This window comes from Enterococcus sp. LX10 (assembly GCF_023539285.1).
Classification (GTDB): Bacteria; Bacillota; Bacilli; order Lactobacillales; family Enterococcaceae; genus Enterococcus; species Enterococcus faecalis.
Map to the genome: position 1 here is coordinate 2,166,479 of NZ_CP092784.1, position 16,369 is coordinate 2,182,847.

Here is a 16,369-nt window from a genome sequence, read left to right on the forward strand (position 1 = left end):
ATTTACTCCTTTTATGCTTTACACAAAGTGTAGCACAGGATTCTTTGTGCCTCAATTAGAAGCTTGTATGAATAAAAGCCGACCCTAAAAGTTAGATTTTTTAATCTAACTTTTAGGGTCGATTCGAAAGTTACAAAGGTACTTTTTTATTTCCGATACATCTTAAACTCCAAGAACAGATCATTATAAATTCCTAAGTATTCTTGACCTAAGTCTTGGTAAACTTCTAAATGTTTGATGGTTTCATCATCTGGATAAAATTGTTTATCTTCGGCAACTTCTTTTGGTAATAGTTTTTTAGCTTCTTTATTTGGTGTGGAATAACCAATATATTCTGCGTTTTGTGCTGCATTTTCTGGTCGTAACATAAAGTTCATAAATGCATAGGCACCATCTTTATTTTTGGCTGTCTTAGGCATCACAATGTTATCAAACCAGAGATTAGAGCCTTCACTGGGAATCACATAATGTAGATGTTCATTGTTTTCTAGCATTTCAGCAGCTTCACCAGAGAAAGTTACAGCAACTGCACTTTCTTCATTAGCCATGTACATTTTGATTTCATCGGCAACAATTGCTTTGACATTGTTCGTTAATCGGTTTAACTTATCGGTAGCCTGACGTAATTGTTGGTCGTTTTTACTGTTTAACGAATAGCCTAAACTGTTCAAAGATAATCCTAACACTTCGCGAGCGCCATCAATCAGCATGACATTATTTTTTAATTCCGGGCGCCATAAATCATCCCAATGTTGGATCTGACGACCGTCAATAAATTTATCATTATAAATAATCCCCAACGTGCCCCAGAAGTACGGAACGGAAAACTTATTTTTGGGATCAAAGGATTGATCTAAAAAGCGTGCATCAATGTTTTCTAAGCCTTTTAATTTGCTGTGATCAAGTGGTAAAAGCATCTTCGCTTTCATCATTTTTTGAATCATATATTCAGAAGGAATGGCAATATCATAGGCTGTACCACCTTGCTGAATTTTTGTATACATGGCTTCATTAGAATCAAAGGTTTCGTAATTGACTTTATAGCCTGTTTCTTTTTCAAATTTCTTAATCAAGGCCGGATCTATATAGTCTCCCCAATTGTAAATGGTTAAGGTATCTGCTCCTGCCATGCCACTTGCTTTCTCCAATTGGCGCACGCCAAAAAACAAGATGACAATAATAGCGATAATTCCAATAAAAAGTGACTGTAATTTTTTCATTTTAACTTGGCCACCTCACTTTGTTCCCGACGCATTTTCTTTAAACGTTTTGGTGTATTGTCTTTACTGATAAAGTAATAACCGACCACTAGAATCATTGAAAATAGGAACACTAACGCACTTAAGGCATTGATTTCTAAACTAATTCCCTGACGTGCTCGTGAATAAATTTCAACAGATAATGTTGAAAAACCATTGCCTGTCACAAAGAATGTTACGGCAAAATCGTCCAACGAATAAGTAAAGGCCATAAAGTAGCCAGCAATAATTCCTGGCGCTAAAAAAGGCAAAATAATATTTTTAATCACTTGAACATTATTGGCCCCTAAATCCCGTGCCGCATCTACCATAGAATCGTTCATCTCTTGTAGTTTTGGTAAAACCATTAAAACAACAATCGGAATACTAAAGGCAATATGCGACAATAACACACTTGTAAAACCTAAACTGATAAACCCTACTGCCGTGAAGAAAATTAAGAAACTGGCTCCAATAATAACATCTGGTGAAACGAGTAAAATGTTATTAAAGCTAAGCAATGTGTTCCGGTTTTTACGACGTTTTGTATAATAAATCCCCATCGCACCAAATGTTCCAATGATGGTTGCTATTAAAGCCGATAAGAAAGCTAACAAAAACGTATTCAGAACAATGGTTAACAAACGTGTGTCTTCAAAAACGTTCCGATAATTATCTAACGTAAAACCAGTAAACTGATTCATCGTTTGCGTGTCGTTAAACGAATAAAAAATCAAATAAAAGATTGGCGCGTACAGTAGCGCAAAGACAACGAATAAATACACATAAGACCATTTAAACTTTTTCTTTTGCATTATTTGCCACGCCCTTTCTTCTTCTCACCCGTCAGCAACATCACAATAAACATGGCAACAATTAAAATCACACCAATTGTTGAACCCATGCCCCAGTTTTGCGTTACTAAGAAGTGTTCCTCAATCGCCGTTCCCAACGTAATCACCCGATTGCCGCCAATTAAACGCGTTAACATAAAGAGCGAGAGCGAAGGAATAAAGACAGCTTGAACGCCACTTTTCACACCGTTTAGGGAGAGAGGAAAAATGACACGGCGGAACGTTTCCGCACTGCTAGCTCCTAAGTCCCGACTAGCACTAATCAATGAAGGATTCATCTCTTCTAAGGCATTAAAAATCGGCATAATCATAAATGGAATTTCTATATACGTTGCGACAAATAAAAAACTAAAATCTGTAAACAGAATCTGGTGCGTGCCCAAACCCATAAAACTCATAAACTGATTGATACTCCCATGAATACTGAAAATCCCAATAAAGGCATAAGCTTTTAATAATAAATTCACCCATGTTGGTAAAATAACGAGCATTAACCACAACTGTTTATGCTTGAGCTTTGTCAAAAAATAAGCCGTAGGATAACTTACCAATAACGTAAAAATGGTAATCAGAAAAGCATACCAAACCGAATTAATGGTCATACTTAAGTACGTTCCTGATGTAAAATACGTTTGGTAATTCGCCAAAGTAAACTGGCCATTCATATCGAAAAATGATTGATAAATAATCATTAGCACTGGCGCAATGACGAATAAAAGTAACCACATTACATAGGGAATCGAATAAATTCGACGCATTGTTTTCATTTTATTTTCCCCTTTCGTTTACTCGTCGTAACTTTCTAAACGGGCATCAAAGTCTTCTTCTGATTCATTGAAGCGCATCACGTGAATATCTTCTGGCTCAAAAGAGAGACCTACTTGAGCACCTTCTTTGGCTTTTCGAGTGGAATGCACCATCCATTCGTTTCCTTGTTCATCAAAACAAATAATTTCATAATGAACGCCGCGGAATAACTGCGTGTCCACCGTTACAGTTAGCTTGCCTTTTTCAAGCGTGGTAATCGTTAAGTCTTCTGGACGTAAAACGACTTCTACAGGTTCATTTTTCCGCATGCCGCCATCGACACATTCAAACTTTTTGCCCACAAATGAAACTAAATTATCTTCCAGCATCACGCCATCCACAATATTACTTTCCCCTACAAAGTCAGCAACAAAGTGATTAATCGGTTCATCATAAATATCGACTGGTGTGCCACTTTGCACGATATGACCTTTATTCATGACAAAAATTTCATCACTCATCGCTAATGCTTCTTCTTGATCATGGGTCACAAAAATAAAAGTAATTCCTAAACGTTGTTGTAAATCACGTAGTTCATATTGCATCGCTGTGCGTAATTTCAAATCTAAAGCGGATAACGGCTCATCTAAAAGCAATACTTTTGGCTCATTGACAATCGCTCGTGCAATTGCGACCCGCTGACGTTGGCCCCCAGACATTTCACTAATTTCACGTGTTTCGTAGCCCGGTAATTGAACCAAACGTAATGCCTCTTTCACTTTTTTTTCAATTTCTGCTTTGGATAGTTTTTTGATTTTTAAACCAAATGCAACATTATCAAAAACATTCATGTGAGGAAACAAAGCATAATCCTGAAACACGGTATTGACTTGGCGTTTATTGGCAGGTACATCATTTATTCTTTTACCATCAAAATAAACATCACCAGAAGTCACGTCATTGAATCCCGCAATAATACGCAAAATCGTGGTTTTGCCACATCCTGAAGGTCCTAATAAGGTATAAAATTTTCCTTCTTCAATTTCAAAGCTGACATTTTTTAATACTGGTTCATCGTCAAATTGTTTGACAACATTTTCAAATGAAATCACATGGTTTCTCACTGGATAAACTCCTCCATTTCGTCCTTTATAAATACGATTCTGTCGCCACAATTAACGCACGACTTTTTCCTCGACCATTGTTGCTAATTTGGTGAGGTTCTGTTGCTTGGTAATACATGGTTTGACCTTTTTTAGCAATATACGTGGCTTCCCCTAATGTCAAACGAATGGAGCCATCAATCACATAAATAAATGTTTCCGATAGAGAAGGTTCAAACGTTTTGTATTCGCCATTTTTATCAAAAGTAATAATGACAGGTTCCATTTCTTTTTCATTTGAGGCTGGAATTAACCATTTTAGTTCATATCCATGTTCTTCATCATAATAGAGGGTACTTTCTTCTTCATTGTAGACAATTTTCTGTTCAAGCGGTTGCTGACTAAAAAACTGCTCTGGCGTCACGCCTAGTACTTCTAAAATTGAGAAAAATGTTTCCATTGATGGTGAGCTTAAATCCCGCTCCAATTGGGAAATATAGCCTTTGGATAAATCCGTTCTTTCGCCTAATTCTTCTTGTGTCAAATTTTTCTGAATGCGTAAATTTCTCAACTTCTCACCAATTTCCATGGCACACCTCGTTTCTATTTTCAGCTAATCTTTTCAACAAAAGTTTTGTAATACTAAACTTACAGTTTAGTTTTACCTTTTTTAGTATACGAACTTTTTGAAAAATTTCAACCATTTTTCTTTATTTTTCTAGTCTAATTGTCACACAATCTTTCTTTTCTGTATAACTTACTGTTTATAAGAAGAAAAATGATACGAAAAAATCAGAATATGATAAAATAAGACGAGTTGCTTTTTTACATAATTGGAAGGAGAGTTTTTATATGAATTCATTTCAAGCATTTACGTTAAGAGAACAAGATACATCTGTTATTGGTCAACTAGAAACCATTACTTTAGACGATTTATCAGAAGGCACTGTAGTAATCAAAGCAGCCTACTCCTCAGTTAACTTTAAAGACTCTTTAGCTTCAAAAAAAGACGGCGGTGTGATTCGCAATTATCCAATGATTCCAGGAATTGATGTCAGTGGCACCGTTGTCACATCGGAAGATCCTCGTTTCAAAGAAGGCGATAAAGTGATCGTAACAGGCTATCAATTAGGGGTTACTCATACTGGTGGTTATTCTGAATATGTGCGTGTTCCTGGCGATTGGGTAGTTCCACTTCCTGAAAAAATGAGTCTCAAAGAAGCAATGATCTTCGGAACTGCTGGCTTTACGGCAGGATTATCTGTCACAGCTTTAGAAGACGATGGCTTACGCGACGACAAAGAAGCCCCCATTATTGTAACTGGTGCGACAGGCGGTGTTGCGACATTGTCTATTGCGATGTTGCATCAATTAGGCTACACTTCAATCACTGCATTAACTAGAAAGCCAGATTCTTTTGAGCTTTTAAAAGAGTTAGGTGTTAGCGAATGCTTATTAGTAGAAGATTTCTTAGCAACTCCTGTTAAAGCATTGATGAAACAGCGTTTTGCTTTTGCAATTGATACCACTGGTGGGGAAATTACTTCTGCTGTTTTACCACAACTTCGTTATGATGGCCGTTCAGCCATTTGTGGCCGCGCTGCTGGAATTACATTAGAGACAACCGTTTTACCCTTTATTTTACGGGGCGTTCATTTATTGGGCATTGATTCGGTTAATGTTGGTATGGACAAACGAAAAATAGTTTGGCAACGTCTGGCCACTGATTTAGACATCACTGAAAAAGCTGTGTATCAAGAGATTACTTTAGAAGAACTTCCCCCTGTTTTTGAAGCATTACAAGCAGGCCAACATATTGGACGGACCATTGTCCGAATTTCTTAAGGAGGCGTTTTGATTATGGATGTTTTAGTTACTGCTGGCGGAACGTCAGAACCGATTGATAATGTTCGTTCGATTACCAATCATTCTTCTGGCGGACTAGGAAAAACAATTGCTGAAAGTTTTTTAGCTGCTGGACACACCGTAACCTACGTAACAACCAAACATGCATTACGTCCAACCCAACAATTGGACTTATCAATTAAAGAAATAGAAACAACGGTTGAATTAGCCACTACGTTAGAACAACTCTTTGCTGAAAAGCAATTTGATGCGATTGTTCACGCAATGGCAGTCAGTGATTTTACGACGGAAACCGCGCAAACGGAAGAACAATTTATTGATTCTTTTGCGCAACAATTAAGCGAACAAACATTGCCAAAGACCAAAGAAGCCTTGGCAACTATCGTTCAAAACACATTGAATCAGATTGCTGATATTCCTCAAACAGCAACAAAAATTTCATCTGATACGGACCGATTATTAATTTTTCTAAAGAAAAATCCTAAAGTCATCCAAATGATTCGTGACAAACAACCCCAAACTGTTTTAGTGGGCTTTAAATTACTTGTCGACGTTTCACAAGAAGAACTTGTCCAAGTTGCACAAGCCGCTTTGATTAAAAATCGGTGTGACTTTGTCTTAGCCAATGACTTGATGAATGTTCATGAAACAGAACACGAAGGATTATTAATTAACGAAACGGGCATTGTCCAAGAAGCTTGTTCAAAACAAGGGATTGGTTCAATGATCGTTAAAAATGTTGAAAAGAAATGGAGAGAACAACAATGAAAACTATTTTATTAGGCGTCTCTGGCAGCATTTCTGCATATAAAGCAGCAGATATTACAAGTCAACTAGCTAAGCTTGGCTACAATGTGGAAATTTTAATGACTAAAAGCAGCACAGCGTTCATCACTCCGCTGACGTTACAATCACTTTCTAAGAATCCAGTGCATACGGATGTCATGATGGAAATTGATCCCAGTAAAATTAATCACATTGAGTTAGCTAAAAAAGCGGATCTATTTTTAGTAGCACCTGCTTCGGCCAATACAATTGGGAAATTAGCCCATGGGATTGCCGACGACTTATTATCAACAGTTGCTTTGGCACTTTATCCTGAAACACCAAAAATTATTGCGCCCGCGATGAATACGTATATGTACCAAAACCCCATTGTCCAACGAAATATTGGCATTTTAAAAGAAGTCGGCTATCAAGAAATAATCCCACGTGAAGCTCTATTAGCTTGTGGCGATTATGGTCGTGGCGCACTTGCCACTGTTGAAGATATCCTTCAAACAGTGATGAAAATTTTAGCATCTGATAACAAGGAGTAATTTATGAATAACACGAAAAAATTTACGTTAACAGCAATGTTCTTAGCTATCTTACTTTTACTGGCTTTAACCCCGCTAGGATTTATCACATTAGGTCCTTTAAATTCGACCACGATGCATATTCCTGTAATTATTGGTTCCATTGTTTTAGGGCCAAAAATCGGTAGTATGTTGGGCGGCACGTTTGGGATCATTAGCTTAATTAAAAATACGACAGCACCAACACCTTTGTCGTTTGTTTTTTCTCCATTTATTCCTGTGATTGGTACCGATCATGGTAGTTGGAAGGCTCTTTTAATTGTGCTCATTCCGCGGATTTTAATTGGAGTCGTTCCTTATTTCGCTTACAAATGGCTAAATAAATTAACGAAGGAAAAAGCGCAACCTGTCTCCTTATTTGTGGCTGGTGTTTTAGGCTCAGCAACGAATACCATTTTAGTCATGAACATGATTTATTTTCTTTTTAATTCAGCTTATGCTGAAATTATTGGTAAAGCTGGAACTGCTGTTTACTTAGCCATTATTGCAACGATTTTCAGTTCTGGTGTGCCAGAAGCTCTTGTTGCTGGTGTAGCTGCTTCAGCAATTGCTAGCGTTTTGCTTCGCTTAATGAAACGGAATGCAACGCAAAAATTATAGAAAAAACCACAGGGGCTAAAAATCAAGTTTGATTTTTAGCCCCTGTGGTTTTTATTTATTTTTTTTGTTTTCGTAATTTATAGGCATATTCACTGGCTTTAAATAATAATTTATTAACTGGTAAATCGAATTCCCCAATAAATTCATTAATCGTTGGGTTGAAGTTTGCTTTAAACTTAATTAAGCCATCATTTAAACTACCTTCTAAGCCGCCCATATTACAGCTTTCGCAGCCACGGTTAAAACATTCTTCAATGGCATCTCGCCAAGTCACATATGTTGGCATGTAGCGTTTATAACGATCATCTAAGCCAGCATAAAGGATTTCACTTGTTGGACCAAATGTCACAGCCAAGGCGCCAGCAACCGTGACGATTTCACCAGCTTCTGCGATATTTTCTTCTAATTCTTTTAGTTCCCGAGTCAAGGAAGCATCTAATTCTTCTAAATTATGGCGCTTTTTCACTTGATTTTCTTTCAAATTACTCAAGTCTTTTTGATTTTTGTCATAGCGTTGTTGCGTGCTATCTAAGCGTTCCTTTAAATTGACTTGCGCCAGCATAATAAAGGAGTCTTCTGGGTAAATGTTCAACAGCTTCTTAAAGTAATCACTATTCCGCAAAGAAATATGTTGGCGTTCCATGGTTGATTGAATGACTTTTTCAAATTCATCAACAAAGTCAACATGCCCTTGCTGCACAACTACCCCTTTTTTTTCAGCTGTTTTAATCATTTTCTTGGTACTTTTTGACAATTGTTCCTCACTAAAATCTTCACGATAAATATTCGCTTGGAAGCGGGGCTGGATGGTGGCCCCCATATCTATTGTCAGTCCTTGATATTTGGCCCCTGCTTTTTTCAAGGTCTCAATAATAGATGTCGCTTCAGCATGCGGTTGATGTTCTTCTCCCAAATGGAAATCTTGATAGTGAACCGCAGGATCCATTTTTATAAATAAAGCTCGTTTTTTCTTGCCAAATTTTTTCAATTCAGCCATAAAGTAGTTGACCAAACGTTCATTTGTATAGTCCATTACTGGACCTCTTGGTGTATATAACATCGTAAAACCGGCTGGTAATGGTTTGATTAAAACTAAACTTGATGCAACTAATGTATCCTTTTCATAAACCCCAACAATTTCAGAACCCCAGTTATCCTTGACTTTTGCCCATGAAGATGACTGTAGTAAATTACATAATGGGTGATTTTTAACAAATGTATCGTGTACTTCTGCCGGAATACCGATTTTAAATGTGTACATGTTCAAACTCCTCTGCTGTGACTTTCCAATAGTCCGTTTATCTTACACTATCATAGTGTATTCCAACAGACTAGTAAAGTTTTACATGAAAATTTTTAGAAAAAATGTAGATCTTATTCTTTATGTAAAAAAGACGAGGTAGAAACAGTTCATTCTATCACTTAGTTCACTAATAGCAACGACACTTTTCTTCACTGCCATTCAAAGGATGAATCATTTCTATCCACATCTTTTCAATTAAATACGTGTTTCAAATTTTAATGACTTGTTGATAAAGTACATGATTGGTGCTGAAATCGTCATAATAATCGCTTCACTTAATGCTAACCAACCATAAGTTGTCCAAAATGCTTGACCGCCACTTGGTACTAGCATAAAGGCAATAAAAAACATACTTACAGTGAAAAATAGACTATTTAGACACATTCTAACAGGAATACTTGGTACCTTTTTTTGTAAAAAAGCTGTTAAGCTCAACGCAAATAATGTTTGCGCTCCACCAAACAGAGCATCCATTACACCGAAACCAAAAAATAAGTTAAAAAAGATAACGCCGCCTAAAACACCCCACATCAATTTGCGATTGAAAACGACTAGGTGATTCAAACTTTCTGAAATTCTAAATTGAATCATACCAGAAGAAACTGGCCGAACCAATAAAGAGAGGACAATATATAAGCCCATAATGATACCATTGGCTAAGACTGTTCTTAGCTTTCGATTGGCTTGAAACGAATTTTGCATACTTTTTCCTTCTTTCTCCGAGTTTTTTTACAAGGGATGGTTGATGAACCTTGGTTACAATTGCAACAGTTCACATTCTAATATGGAAAGTCAAAATAGTCAATGAAAGCCCTGTTTTACTTTGCACTTATTTGCAGTTTTCACCTCTCATGCATTGTTTCGTGCCTTTTTCTAGTCATTTTTTACTTTTTTAAGCAATCTTTATTCGCAGAAGTTCCTCCCTCTGGTATAATGGACAATAGCGATTCAAAGGAGGAGCTCAATGAACATTCACTACTATCTTATTATCAACGAGCAAGCAAGTAGCGGCAATGGCCGAAAAGTCGCTAGAAAAGTGATTCAACAACTCAAGCAACAAGAACTTAAATATACGGCTCTTTACACTGATTACGCTGGACATGAAAAAGAATTGACGAAGGAACTTGCAGAAACAACTTTACTTCCTTGGTCTGAAGACTTAGACGTTTCAACTTTTCCAATCCTAGTCGTGCTAGGCGGCGATGGCACACTACATAATGTCATTAATTCATTACTTCCATATGATTCAGCTATTCCTTTAAGCTATATTCCATGCGGCTCTGGAAATGATTTTGCACGAGGGGTGGGATTATCAAGAAATATTGATAAAGCATTGCATCAAATCCTGCGCACCAGACGACCAAAAGAAATTCAAACGATTCATTATGTAGAAGCCAACCAAGAAGAAATCGGCTTAGCCACCAATAATGTTGGCTTAGGATTAGATGCGGCAATCGTGGAAAAAACCAACGAATCGTCATCAAAAAAAGCCTTAAATAAATTTAAGCTTGGCTCGCTTTCCTATATTTCTTCAATCATTCATGTCTTTTTTAAACAAAAAGGCTTTCCAATTTTAGTTGAAATGAATGGTAAACAATACACATTTAATCGTGCTTTCCTATGTACGGTCACAAATCATCCTTATTTTGGCGGGGGCGTATCAATTATGCCGACGGCCAATCCTCGCAAAGCAGTCGTGGACTTAGTTGTCGTGGAACGAATCAATATTTTTAAAATTTTGTGGCTTATTTTCCTATTGCTTCGTCAAAAACAAGGGAAATCTAAGCATTTTCATCATTTTCAATCAAGTAAAATTCGAATTGTTTCGACGATTCCACAAACCATTCACGCAGATGGCGAGATTTTAGGCAAACGAAGTATTGATATGGTTTATACCACACAAAAACGTTTGTTTTGGTTTTAACTGAGTCCCTTAAGGTTGAAAAAGAGCCTGGGACAAAAATCACTTTGGATTTTTGTCCCAGGCTTAAAAATTGATAAACGGCGGGAACAGAAGCAACTCCTTCGGAAATAAGCCGAAATTCTCCAAAAATTATAGAACAATTTTCGGAAATTCCTTCTTATTTCTCGGAGTTAAACGCTTCTGTCCCGACCTCTTTCCTCTTCTCACATAAATTGATAAGGCGTCGTATCCTTCATTCCAATCATTGGATCAACAGCATTTGTTTGAATAATTTCGACTGTTAGTCGTGGTTCTTTTGGTAATGGTTCTTCGACAACTTTTGTCGCTTTATTTGCTGTTTCTGGGGTTGACTCTTCCCCTTCATCAGCAAATAGTGAAACTTCTTGTACCGTTGTGTCAACTAATTGCTCGTCTGTTTCTTTTATCTGATTGGCTTTCGTTGATTGCTGTTCAGTTTCATAAGAGACAGCTTTTGTTTCCGTTTCAGTAAATGGATGGTCTGCCGTTAAACCTTCTTCATAGGCTTCTAACTGGGTTCTAGTCGTTAAGGTCATTTGTTCTGCGTTCACGATTCGTTCTTTTAGCATCGTCATGCGACTAGCCGATTCGTTTTTGACACATGTTTCAAAAGCAGAAACCTCACCTAATAGAATTAATAATTCTTTACTACGTGTCACTGCTGTATACAACAAATTTCGTTGCAGCATTCGGCTATACTGATGAACCATTGGCAGTAACACCATGCGGAATTCACTACCTTGCGCTTTATGAATCGAACAACAATAGGATAACGTAATTTTATTCCATTCATTTCTTTTATACGTTACTTCATTATTATCAAACTGTAAAACCAACTCGTCCACTTTGTCCTCTGAGTCTTTGGCTAAAGTAATTCCGACGATTTCTCCCATATCTCCATTGAACACATTTAATTCTGGCGTATTGACTAGTTGCAAAACTTTGTCCCCAATCCGATAGACGGTGTCATTCCATTTGACTTCTTTTTTCTTACCATCATTTGGATTGAAGATTTCTTGCATCATCTTATTCAAGGCATCAATGCCGGCTGCGCCACGATACATTGGCGCTAAAACTTGGATATCTTGTGGCGTAAACCCTTTTGCTTTTGCCTTTGTGACGATTTGTCGAATGTATTCTTCGATATGACCAATATCACTTGCAAAGAACGAGCGATCCTTTTGATTTTTTTGAAAATCAGCAGGCAACTTTCCTTCTTTAATTTCATGGGCAAGAGGAATAATACTTGAACCGTCTCCTTGACGATAAATTTCGTTTAGCTCACATTTGGGAATTTCGTTAATTTGCAATAAGTCATGTAAGACTTGACCTGGACCGACAGACGGTAGCTGGTCCTTATCACCAACAAAAATCACTTGCATGTTTGTCGGAATAGCTTTTAATAACGTATTGGCTAACCAAGTATCCACCATTGACATTTCATCTACAATTAGCAAACCACCTTCTAATTCTTTGGCGGTTAAACTCGGATTTTTTTCACGACCTGTCAAGCCTAACAAACGATGGATGGTACTTGCAGGTAAACCTGTCGTTTCGTTCATACGTTTCGCTGCTCGCCCAGTTGGCGCCGCTAGCAAGATTGGAAACATCTCCTGCGTGTAGTCTTTGAGATCTAATGAAAGACCATTTAGCTCCGCAAACAACGAGACAATCCCATTAATAACAGTTGTTTTCCCTGTTCCGGGCCCTCCAGTTAAAATAAATAACGGCGATTTAATCGCTTCTTCAATCGCTGCTTGTTGCGAGTCGCCATACTGAATATTTAAACGTTTCTCAATCATTCGGATATTTTTTTGGACTTCTTCTTCCTCGTAATGAATTTCTTTTTTACGAGAAAGTAAACGCTGAATCGAAGTACCAATGCCCCATTCAGAAAAATAGAGACTGTTCTCAAAAAGTTTAGTCTCTTCTTGTTGGATTTTTCCATGTTCGACTAACGTAATGATTTCATTGGCCACTTGATCAGGTGAAATTTCCACTGGGCGACTTGCTTCCAAGGTCCGAATCGCTTCTTCTAATAAAACATCTGCTTGAACATACGTATTGCCTGAACGAATAGAGTGTTCAAACACTTCATGTAAAATCGCCGCTCGAATTCGAACAGCAGAATCCGCCTGAATGCCGATTTGTTCAGCAATATTGTCCGCTCGTTTAAATCCGACTCCCTCAATATCTTCAACTAACTGATAAGGATTTTCTTGAATCACAGAAAGGGTTTCTTCTTGATACGTTTGATAAATTGAAAAAGCTAACTGACTACCGAAGCCGTATCGATTTAGTCCCACAATCACTTGCTCCATCCCGTGATTCAAGCGAATTGTTTCGACGATTACTTGACGTTTTTTTTCATTTAAAACAGTAACTTCTTCCAAAACACTCGGGTCATCAATAATTCGGTCAATCGCACTTTCCCCTAATACTTCAACAATTTTTTCAGCTGTTCGTTTACCAATGCCAGGAAATTTGTCACTTGATAAATAGTTAACCACCCCACTAGCCGAAGTCGGTCTTTCTTGCTGATAACTATCCACCTGAAACTGTCTGCCATAACGAGGATGGTCCACAAAATGACCAAAGAAACGATAGGGTTCCTCTTCTTGAACTTGGCCAAAACTTCCAGTTACTACAATTTCTTTTTCTAAATAATCTGTATTTGTATCGGTCACATTTACAAGAACAACTTTATAAAAATTACTGGGATTTTCAAAAAAGATTGCTTGTACAGTCCCAACAATAAAGGCTTTTTCTTCGTCCTCACCAAAAAGTGTTACCACTACAAGCCCTCCTTTCTGTTGTGCGCTTATTGTGCTTTTTCTTTAGCTAAAAAAGACGTATCATTCCATAACGTTAAGTCGTACGGCATGTTCCTTGATGCCTCTTTGGTTTCAAGGATTGAAAGGCTATTGTTTAACAGCCCGCCCATTGTCCGTAATTCTGATAATGGTTTACCAGCCATCGCTTGGATTGCCGCTGTCAAGGCTGCTCCGTGTCCGACAAATAGAACTGGACCTTCGTGCTGCTTCGCCGCTTCAGCAACTGTATCTGAAATCCGTTGAATCGCTTGCTCGATTGGTTCACCATCAAAAATTGTTGGATCATACAAATCTAAACGATGCCGTAAATGATCTAATTCTTCTCCATAAAAATTACGCATTTCTTCAATATATTGTCCTTCTAGACGCCCTAAACCTAATTCTTTTAAGGTATCTGTATAAACAATTTCAACTGGATGAGTCAATTCTTGTTGAATTCCCCGCGCAGTATTTTTGGCACGTAATAGCGGACTAGAATAAATTTTTTCAAACGGAATATCTTGTAAATATTGGCCTAATTGTTTAATTTCGTCATAACTAGTTGATAATAACGGCGAATCTCCTGTCATTCCTTGAAATCGTTTCTGTTGATTCCATTCAGTTTTTCCATGTCGTGTAAAATATAATTTCATGTAACTTCTCCAAACTTCTTTATCTCTTCATATGTCTTTCTAGTTTATCACTTCCCTGCGAAAATATCCATGGAAGTTTCTAGTAATCCAAGCAAAATAAGCCTAGAACAAAAATCTAAATTGTTTTTTGTTCTAGGCTTGAAAATTGGGCAACAGTATAAATAAAACCACTTTCTTCTGACATTTTTGAAAAAAAGCGTTACTGTCTTAACTTTTTTTAATCCAATTTATCATTTTCATAATGATGCGTCAGTTCTAAGTTCGGAAAATTTTGCTGACGTAAGGCTTCATAAACAATTAGTGCGGCAGTGTTAGAAAGATTCAGTGAGCGCACATGTTCATCATTCATAGGAATTCGGATACACTTTTCTTCGTTTTCTCGCATAAACGTTTCTGGTAAGCCCGTTGTTTCTTTTCCAAAAAGGAAATAATGGTCCTCGCCATCATTATAATTGACCTCACTGTATGTTTGGTGAGCAAATTTGGTTACTAAATGCAAGTGTTTGCCTGCCACATGGGCTAAAAAGGCAGCCAAATCTTTATGATACGTAATATTTACATCATTCCAATAATCTAATCCGGCACGTTTTAAGTGTTTATCATCTGTTGAAAATCCTAAAGGTTCAATTAAATGCAACGGTGTATTCGTCGCTGCACATGTCCGTGCAATATTTCCAGTATTTGCTGGAATTTGTGGTTCAAATAAAACAATATGGTTCGTCAACTATCTTCAGCTCCTCAAATATCAATCGTGTTCATTTTAGCATAAATTCAAAATAAATAGCGCCCACAATACTTATTTTCAAAAAAAAACCGCATGACGCGATGATGTCAGGCGGCAGCTATTCTAACCAATAAAAAAAACGTACCGTCTCGGTGTCTAGCACGGCGAGTCGTTACGTTAGTGAAGGTCTCTTCACTAACTTTTATCAGAACAGGACCCTGATAAAAACCAATGAAAAAACAACTTGTAAGTAATATAACACCAATGTCACTTTATTGCAAGACTTTTTTAGGATTTTCTTCACAAAAAAGTCTATCTTTTACGACCTACTAACAAGCGGACGTCAATCGTGATTTTTTCCAATGGTCGCTGTTGTAGCTCGGCTTTAACTTCTTGAGAAACTTGCCACTCTAATGGCGACATTTCTAATAAATCCAACCGTCTTTCCTCGGGAATGTCAAAGCAATAAGTTATTCGTTCATCTACTTCCACAGCTAATTCCTCTGCAAAACGTTGGACTACTTTTTGATTGGAATAACTTTGTTTCTTTTCGTCATTGGGATAAAAAGCCGCTCGTAATTCCTTTAAATAATTCTCTTCAGGAATAATTTTAATCACAGTCCCGTCAGATTTTAGTACTCGCCGAAATTCTTGATAATGTGAAGGAGAAAAAATATTTAAAATCGTATCAAGCCCTTCATTCGCAAATGGCAAATTCGTTAAATCCGCCACACACCAAAACGCATCAATTGGCTGATTACTTGCTAAATAGATTCCTTCCTTTGATAAATCAAACCCGATTTTCAGTCCAGATAAGCCTGCTTGACTTAACTCAGCTAGAAAACTCCCTTCACCACAACCAACATCGACTACTGTTTTATTTTGAGGAAGATAGTGCATAATTTTGTTTAAAACAGACGCGTACATGCCACTTTGAATCATTTTTCCTCGAGAAGTAAACATTTTTTTATTATATTCTGTCTGAACGCCATGATTTAGAAAGTATAGCGTGCCTTTCTTGGATAAATCAAATTGATGCCTCTGTTGACAAATCAGACCAACCCCTTCTACATGCATTGGTTCATGACAAGTTGGACAGCGAAATACGGCTGCTTCTTTTTTCAATAATTGTTGTGCTCGTTCAATTTTCTTTAACATTTAAAACTCC

At 37.3% G+C, this 16,369-nt stretch carries 16 protein-coding genes; 5 read left to right on the forward strand and 11 right to left on the reverse strand.

The features are described from left to right. Positions 1-146: 146 nt before the first annotated feature. Genes MKZ30_RS10150 through MKZ30_RS10170 form a run of 5 tightly spaced genes read right to left on the reverse strand, consistent with a single transcriptional unit; the run spans position 147 to position 4,531 of the window. Entirely contained in the window at positions 147-1,220 is a 1,074-nt protein-coding gene (locus MKZ30_RS10150; protein WP_002359578.1) for an ABC transporter substrate-binding protein, read from the reverse strand. Then, positions 1,217-2,053 carry an ABC transporter permease gene (locus tag MKZ30_RS10155; protein ID WP_002356512.1) on the reverse strand — a complete coding sequence of 279 codons (837 nt, stop codon included), beginning with the start codon at positions 2,051-2,053 and terminating at the stop codon, positions 1,217-1,219. The genes MKZ30_RS10150 and MKZ30_RS10155 overlap by 4 nt, the downstream gene beginning before the upstream one ends. Beyond that, on the reverse strand, positions 2,053-2,859 hold the full coding sequence (locus tag MKZ30_RS10160; RefSeq protein WP_002356510.1) for an ABC transporter permease: 807 nt from the start codon (positions 2,857-2,859) through the stop codon (positions 2,053-2,055). The genes MKZ30_RS10155 and MKZ30_RS10160 overlap by 1 nt, the downstream gene beginning before the upstream one ends. An 18-nt stretch (positions 2,860-2,877) precedes the next feature. Continuing rightward, positions 2,878-3,963 (reverse strand): ABC transporter ATP-binding protein, encoded by a 1,086-nt coding sequence (locus MKZ30_RS10165; RefSeq protein WP_002356508.1) that lies wholly within the window; start codon positions 3,961-3,963, stop codon positions 2,878-2,880. A 25-nt stretch (positions 3,964-3,988) separates the two neighbouring features. After that, a complete protein-coding gene (locus tag MKZ30_RS10170; protein ID WP_002356507.1) occupies positions 3,989-4,531 on the reverse strand; it encodes a helix-turn-helix domain-containing protein in 543 nt (180 codons plus the stop codon). A 263-nt stretch (positions 4,532-4,794) separates the two neighbouring features. Between MKZ30_RS10170 and MKZ30_RS10175 the strand changes: the two genes are divergently transcribed. From MKZ30_RS10175 to MKZ30_RS10190, 4 genes are read left to right on the forward strand one after another with little or no spacing between them, the layout of a single operon-like run. Then, positions 4,795-5,787, forward strand: a complete 993-nt coding sequence (locus MKZ30_RS10175; protein ID WP_002382628.1) for a YhdH/YhfP family quinone oxidoreductase — start codon at positions 4,795-4,797, stop codon at positions 5,785-5,787. A 15-nt stretch (positions 5,788-5,802) separates the two neighbouring features. Next, positions 5,803-6,576: a phosphopantothenate--cysteine ligase gene (gene coaB / locus MKZ30_RS10180; RefSeq protein ID WP_033600536.1), complete on the forward strand. Its 774-nt coding sequence runs from the start codon at positions 5,803-5,805 to the stop codon at positions 6,574-6,576. Then, entirely contained in the window at positions 6,573-7,127 is a 555-nt protein-coding gene (gene coaC / locus MKZ30_RS10185; RefSeq protein ID WP_002359573.1) for a phosphopantothenoylcysteine decarboxylase, read from the forward strand. Before coaB ends, coaC begins: the two co-directional genes overlap by 4 nt. A gap of 3 nt (positions 7,128-7,130) precedes the next feature. After that, positions 7,131-7,766: an ECF transporter S component gene (locus MKZ30_RS10190; protein ID WP_002356501.1), complete on the forward strand. Its 636-nt coding sequence runs from the start codon at positions 7,131-7,133 to the stop codon at positions 7,764-7,766. A gap of 55 nt (positions 7,767-7,821) precedes the next feature. Here the strand turns inward: MKZ30_RS10190 and MKZ30_RS10195 are convergent, their stop codons facing one another. Continuing rightward, complete coding sequence (locus MKZ30_RS10195) at positions 7,822-9,027, reverse strand: aminoacyltransferase (protein ID WP_033600537.1); 1,206 nt, start codon at positions 9,025-9,027, stop codon at positions 7,822-7,824. Positions 9,028-9,264: 237 nt separating this feature from the next. Continuing rightward, positions 9,265-9,771 (reverse strand): QueT transporter family protein, encoded by a 507-nt coding sequence (locus MKZ30_RS10200; protein WP_002356499.1) that lies wholly within the window; start codon positions 9,769-9,771, stop codon positions 9,265-9,267. A 262-nt stretch (positions 9,772-10,033) separates the two neighbouring features. On the opposite strand from MKZ30_RS10200, the gene MKZ30_RS10205 reads away from it, so the two are divergent. Beyond that, positions 10,034-10,993, forward strand: coding sequence for a diacylglycerol/lipid kinase family protein (locus MKZ30_RS10205; RefSeq protein WP_002356498.1), 960 nt, complete (start codon positions 10,034-10,036; stop codon positions 10,991-10,993). 203 nt (positions 10,994-11,196) lie between these two features. Here MKZ30_RS10205 and recD2 read toward each other — a convergent pair whose 3' ends face one another. From recD2 to MKZ30_RS10225, 4 genes are all read right to left on the reverse strand, one after another. Beyond that, positions 11,197-13,806 carry an SF1B family DNA helicase RecD2 gene (gene recD2 / locus MKZ30_RS10210; RefSeq protein WP_010816710.1) on the reverse strand — a complete coding sequence of 870 codons (2,610 nt, stop codon included), beginning with the start codon at positions 13,804-13,806 and terminating at the stop codon, positions 11,197-11,199. Between the two features lie 26 nt (positions 13,807-13,832). Beyond that, entirely contained in the window at positions 13,833-14,477 is a 645-nt protein-coding gene (locus tag MKZ30_RS10215) for a histidine phosphatase family protein (protein WP_033601135.1), read from the reverse strand. A gap of 217 nt (positions 14,478-14,694) precedes the next feature. Further along, the gene (gene trmL / locus MKZ30_RS10220; RefSeq protein WP_002356493.1) at positions 14,695-15,201 is read right to left on the reverse strand and encodes a tRNA (uridine(34)/cytosine(34)/5-carboxymethylaminomethyluridine(34)-2'-O)-methyltransferase TrmL; all 507 of its coding nucleotides are present in this window, start codon (positions 15,199-15,201) and stop codon (positions 14,695-14,697) included. 312 nt (positions 15,202-15,513) lie between these two features. Further along, on the reverse strand, positions 15,514-16,359 hold the full coding sequence (locus MKZ30_RS10225; RefSeq protein ID WP_002419464.1) for a methyltransferase domain-containing protein: 846 nt from the start codon (positions 16,357-16,359) through the stop codon (positions 15,514-15,516). Positions 16,360-16,369: the final 10 nt, after the last annotated feature.

What these genes read in the sequence shown, in the direction of transcription:
- MKZ30_RS10150 (WP_002359578.1), bottom strand. Translation starts at nt 1,220, where the DNA reads ATGAAAAAATTACAGTCACTTTTTATTGGAATTATCGCTATTATTGTC.
- MKZ30_RS10155 (WP_002356512.1), bottom strand. Translation starts at nt 2,053, where the DNA reads ATGCAAAAGAAAAAGTTTAAATGGTCTTATGTGTATTTATTCGTTGTC.
- MKZ30_RS10160 (WP_002356510.1), bottom strand. Translation starts at nt 2,859, where the DNA reads ATGAAAACAATGCGTCGAATTTATTCGATTCCCTATGTAATGTGGTTA.
- MKZ30_RS10170 (WP_002356507.1), bottom strand. Translation starts at nt 4,531, where the DNA reads ATGGAAATTGGTGAGAAGTTGAGAAATTTACGCATTCAGAAAAATTTG.
- MKZ30_RS10175 (WP_002382628.1), top strand. Translation starts at nt 4,795, where the DNA reads ATGAATTCATTTCAAGCATTTACGTTAAGAGAACAAGATACATCTGTT.
- coaB (WP_033600536.1), top strand. Translation starts at nt 5,803, where the DNA reads ATGGATGTTTTAGTTACTGCTGGCGGAACGTCAGAACCGATTGATAAT.
- coaC (WP_002359573.1), top strand. Translation starts at nt 6,573, where the DNA reads ATGAAAACTATTTTATTAGGCGTCTCTGGCAGCATTTCTGCATATAAA.
- MKZ30_RS10190 (WP_002356501.1), top strand. Translation starts at nt 7,131, where the DNA reads ATGAATAACACGAAAAAATTTACGTTAACAGCAATGTTCTTAGCTATC.
- MKZ30_RS10195 (WP_033600537.1), bottom strand. Translation starts at nt 9,027, where the DNA reads ATGTACACATTTAAAATCGGTATTCCGGCAGAAGTACACGATACATTT.
- MKZ30_RS10200 (WP_002356499.1), bottom strand. Translation starts at nt 9,771, where the DNA reads ATGCAAAATTCGTTTCAAGCCAATCGAAAGCTAAGAACAGTCTTAGCC.
- MKZ30_RS10205 (WP_002356498.1), top strand. Translation starts at nt 10,034, where the DNA reads ATGAACATTCACTACTATCTTATTATCAACGAGCAAGCAAGTAGCGGC.
- MKZ30_RS10215 (WP_033601135.1), bottom strand. Translation starts at nt 14,477, where the DNA reads ATGAAATTATATTTTACACGACATGGAAAAACTGAATGGAATCAACAG.
- MKZ30_RS10225 (WP_002419464.1), bottom strand. Translation starts at nt 16,359, where the DNA reads ATGTTAAAGAAAATTGAACGAGCACAACAATTATTGAAAAAAGAAGCA.